The 3,492-nt window shown below is 55.7% G+C and carries 3 protein-coding genes; all 3 read left to right on the forward strand.

Going from position 1 to position 3,492, the window contains the following annotated elements:
- Nucleotides 1–1,782, forward strand: a 1,782-nt coding sequence (locus ABD892_RS05175) for a coiled-coil domain-containing protein (protein ID WP_345194328.1), incomplete at its 5' end; no start/stop codon positions are given.
- Nucleotides 1,782–2,165 (forward strand): hypothetical protein, encoded by a 384-nt coding sequence (locus tag ABD892_RS05180; RefSeq protein WP_345194330.1) that lies wholly within the window; start codon nucleotides 1,782–1,784, stop codon nucleotides 2,163–2,165. The genes ABD892_RS05175 and ABD892_RS05180, both read left to right, overlap by 1 nt.
- A gap of 20 nt (nucleotides 2,166–2,185) precedes the next feature.
- Nucleotides 2,186–3,492 (forward strand): hypothetical protein (locus ABD892_RS05185; protein WP_345194331.1); only part of this gene is annotated, 1,307 nt, incomplete at its 3' end.

The following is a 3,492-nucleotide window of genomic DNA, read 5'->3' on the forward strand; positions in this document are numbered from 1 at the left end:
CAGCTCAACCAGTCGCTGGAGACGCTCGACAAGAACGGCAAACTGAAGCAAATCGCCCAATCCGTGTCGGATACGTTTATCGGTATTGCCGAGTCCATCAAAGCGTTTTTTGCAGATCTCACCTTGAATGAGTTTGTCGACAAAACCCGGGTAGGATTGCAAGGCATCGTGGATGCGACTGGTCCTGCCATTCAGGCATTCACGCTCCTGGGCAACGCGGTCAAGCTGGTTTTTAACAGCATTACATCGGCCGTGTCCGGCCTGCAGGCATCGCTGAACCTGGCAGGTGCCAAGATCAGTGGGCTGGTGTCGGATATCGCCGGTGCGCTGGGTAACGGGGAGCTGCAGAAAAAAGCCGGCGGCATGGCCGAGGATCTGGAAAACCGGTTTGATGTGCTGGCCGAGTCCATTCGGAACGATGCGGCCGATATGCAGGAGGCTATCAGCGGCTTTGCCCATGCCGCCACCGTCGAGATGCCGAAAGTGGCGCAGTCTATGGAGACGGTCAAAAGCACAATGACCACTGCCAACACAGCTATTCAAAACGCCAATAAAGAAACGGCGCAGAGCAGCAGTCAACTCTTCGGGGATATTCAGGCAGCGATGCAAGCCATTGATGCCTCCGAGACCAGCGCCGAGCTGGCGGATATCGGTGTGGTGCTGGCCCGCTCCCATACCGAGCAGAAGCTCTCGGCAGAGGATTACCAGGATGCCGCTGAGAAGCTCAGGGAAAAACTCCGTGAACTCAAGGAAGCGGCCAAAGCGACGTCGACAGGTTTCCAGTCCATCAGGAACGATGGTGATGAGGCATTTGCCGGCATCACCCAAAGTGCCGGTAACGCACAGTCCGTCACCGGCATGATGGCCAACCATATCAACGGCATCACCCAAGAACTGCATGCCCTGAGTCCTGCAGCAGAAAAAGCCTTCCATGCCATGAATCAGGACAACAGCACGGAGGGGATTCGCAATACCGGAGGTGCCATAGCGGATCTTCGCCAACAGCTGGATGACGCCCGCCAGAAAGCGGATGAGCTCAGCCAGTCCATGGGCCACCTGGAAGCCACGGGGATCAGCGACTGGTTCAAGCATACGGCGATTGCCGCAGAGATCACCAAGGCTCAATTTCTGGAACAGAAGATTGCCTTTACCGAACTCATGCAAGCCTGGCAGGACGGTGAGCTTTCCGCCCAGGCATTTACCCGACAGGCCTCAGCCATGGGGAACAGTCTGAACCTGCTGAATGAGGCTGACTTATCCACACTCAACAATGCGCTGGCCCAAGCCAGGACCCAGATGGATGCCTTAAACAGCAGCACCCGCAATACGCTGGAAAGCTTGCAAAGTGAGCTGGACCGCTTGCGAGGCAATACCGGAGCCGTGGAGAAACGCAACTTCGAGCGCCAGAACCGGGAGCTGAAACAACAGCTGGAGGAGGCGCGAGACAAGGGGGATGCCGAGTCCATTGCTAACCTTGAGAAATCCCTGCGGTTGAACCGGCAGGTGTATAACGAAAAACGACGCCAGCTGTCTGATGATCAGCGTCAGCAATCGCTTCGAGACAGGGAGCGTGAACAGCAAAGGTCATCCACACCGGAACAACCCGTCAGCCAACCAACATCAGCGCCTGCTGCTCACGTGCCATCGCCAGCAACCAAACACACGCCTGATCGCACCATTCGTCTTGAGTACCCCGGTGGCCGGGTGGATATCGGCGTTCAGGAAAGTGAGGAACTGAAACTCCTCAAGGCGCTGGAGCTTGCCGGCATGAGGGCCGTTTGATGCAGCTGGAGAGTGTGACATTGCCCGATGATCTGCTGTGGATAAACGAATACCAATGGCAACCGGTAGAGCAGGAAACCGAGCGCACCTTGACCGGCGCGTTGTTGGTACAGGAGCAGGCAAAACGCTATGGGCGTGAAATTGAGTTATCCGGGGAACAGTCAGCGTGGGTCACTCGCGCCACGATCGAATCACTCAAAGCACTGGAAGCGGAAGCCGGAAAAGTCATGACGCTTACTCTTGCTGATGATCGCAGCTTTCAGGTGATCTTCGATCGTAGTCATGGTGCTGCTGTCGAGGCACAACAAGTGCTGCCCTACGCCTACCCCGATAACGATTACCTTTACTCGCTCACTCTCAGGTTGCTAACCGTCGCACCCTGATCATTAACGGAGATCCATGGATGGCGATTCTTCCGGATGATGTCAAACTTTACGCTTCCCAACGACTCACCGATGAGTCTGACGGCGGCGGTCGAGCCACGGGAAATGAAGTGATTGATGGGGATATCAATAATCTGTTTCGGGATATATCCCGCATTGATCGCACCCTTGGTGATGTCTCTTTGCGGAAGGTCTATGCCGGTGTCAGCACCGACAATACCGATCCTTACCTTGGCGCACACCTGATCATTACCGAGCCACCGCAGGATACCAAGGTTGATGTGCTGCTGTTCAATACCGGAAGCCAGACCGATGAGCGTACCGAGGCCCGTAACCGGATTGAGTCCTATGTGGTGCCAGCGGTGGATGCCTCCTGGGAACTTTTGGGTGACCAGCTGGTTGGTCAGCGCAGTATTCAGGCCATACAACGAACCGAGGATCGTTTGCCGGAGATTGGTGAGGTTTATCGTTTATTGGATTCAAACAACGGAGGCGAACAGTACATCCGCATCACCGATGTCAGCGCCAGCACCGAAACCTTTACCATCAGCCGAAATGAAACTTATGTGGACTTTGTCCGCCGTCGTTTGACGCTGGGTATCAGCTCACCACTGGAGCAGACCTTTCCCGGCGGCACGGCAACTCCCACCGGCACGGAGCGCAGGGACAGCACCAAACTCACCCGCCTGCAAAGCACCCAGGTCGCAGATGCCGCTAAATACTATGGTGCGTCCCATCTCAAGGAAACCGCCACTGCCATCAGCACCAAAATCAAGGTTAACAGTATCTATGCTCACTTGGTGCCCAGTGCCACCAGTGAAACGGCGGTGATTGATGAGCCGGGTTACAGCGGTAGTCGCCAGATACTGCCAACGCGCCATGGCACTTTGAATACGACGCTGGTGTTTGGGCATATCCAGGGTAACCAGTCCCGCTCCTATCTGGGGGCCGGCGTGGTGAGGGGTAGCTTGGTACTGAGCATCGATGGTGGTACGTATGAAGACAATGGTGCCGGTGCGTTCAACCATGTCTCAGGCTCCGATCCCTTTGAGCGCATCTCCATCGACTATGAAACCGGGCAAATCGACGCCTATCGAACCAGCAGTTATTTCGCCGGTAATGCCAGTGCGAACTGGCAACCGGGTACAGCCGCAACCGGCATCAGTGTCTCTGAAGTCGTTCAGATTGAACTACAGAATAGAGGCTTTACCTACACCTTCGCTTTCCCGGAAGAAAAGCCCCGTCCCGGCAGCTTTGTGCTGAGCTACATGGCGCTGGGGAAATGGTATGAGCTGCGCGACCCCGGTAATGGACTGCTGACCGGTAA

The sequence above is a fragment of the Kistimonas scapharcae genome, from assembly GCF_039540975.1.
Taxonomy (GTDB): domain Bacteria; phylum Pseudomonadota; class Gammaproteobacteria; order Pseudomonadales; family Endozoicomonadaceae; genus Kistimonas; species Kistimonas scapharcae.

What these genes read in the sequence shown, in the direction of transcription:
- ABD892_RS05180 (WP_345194330.1), top strand. Translation starts at nt 1,782, where the DNA reads ATGCAGCTGGAGAGTGTGACATTGCCCGATGATCTGCTGTGGATAAAC.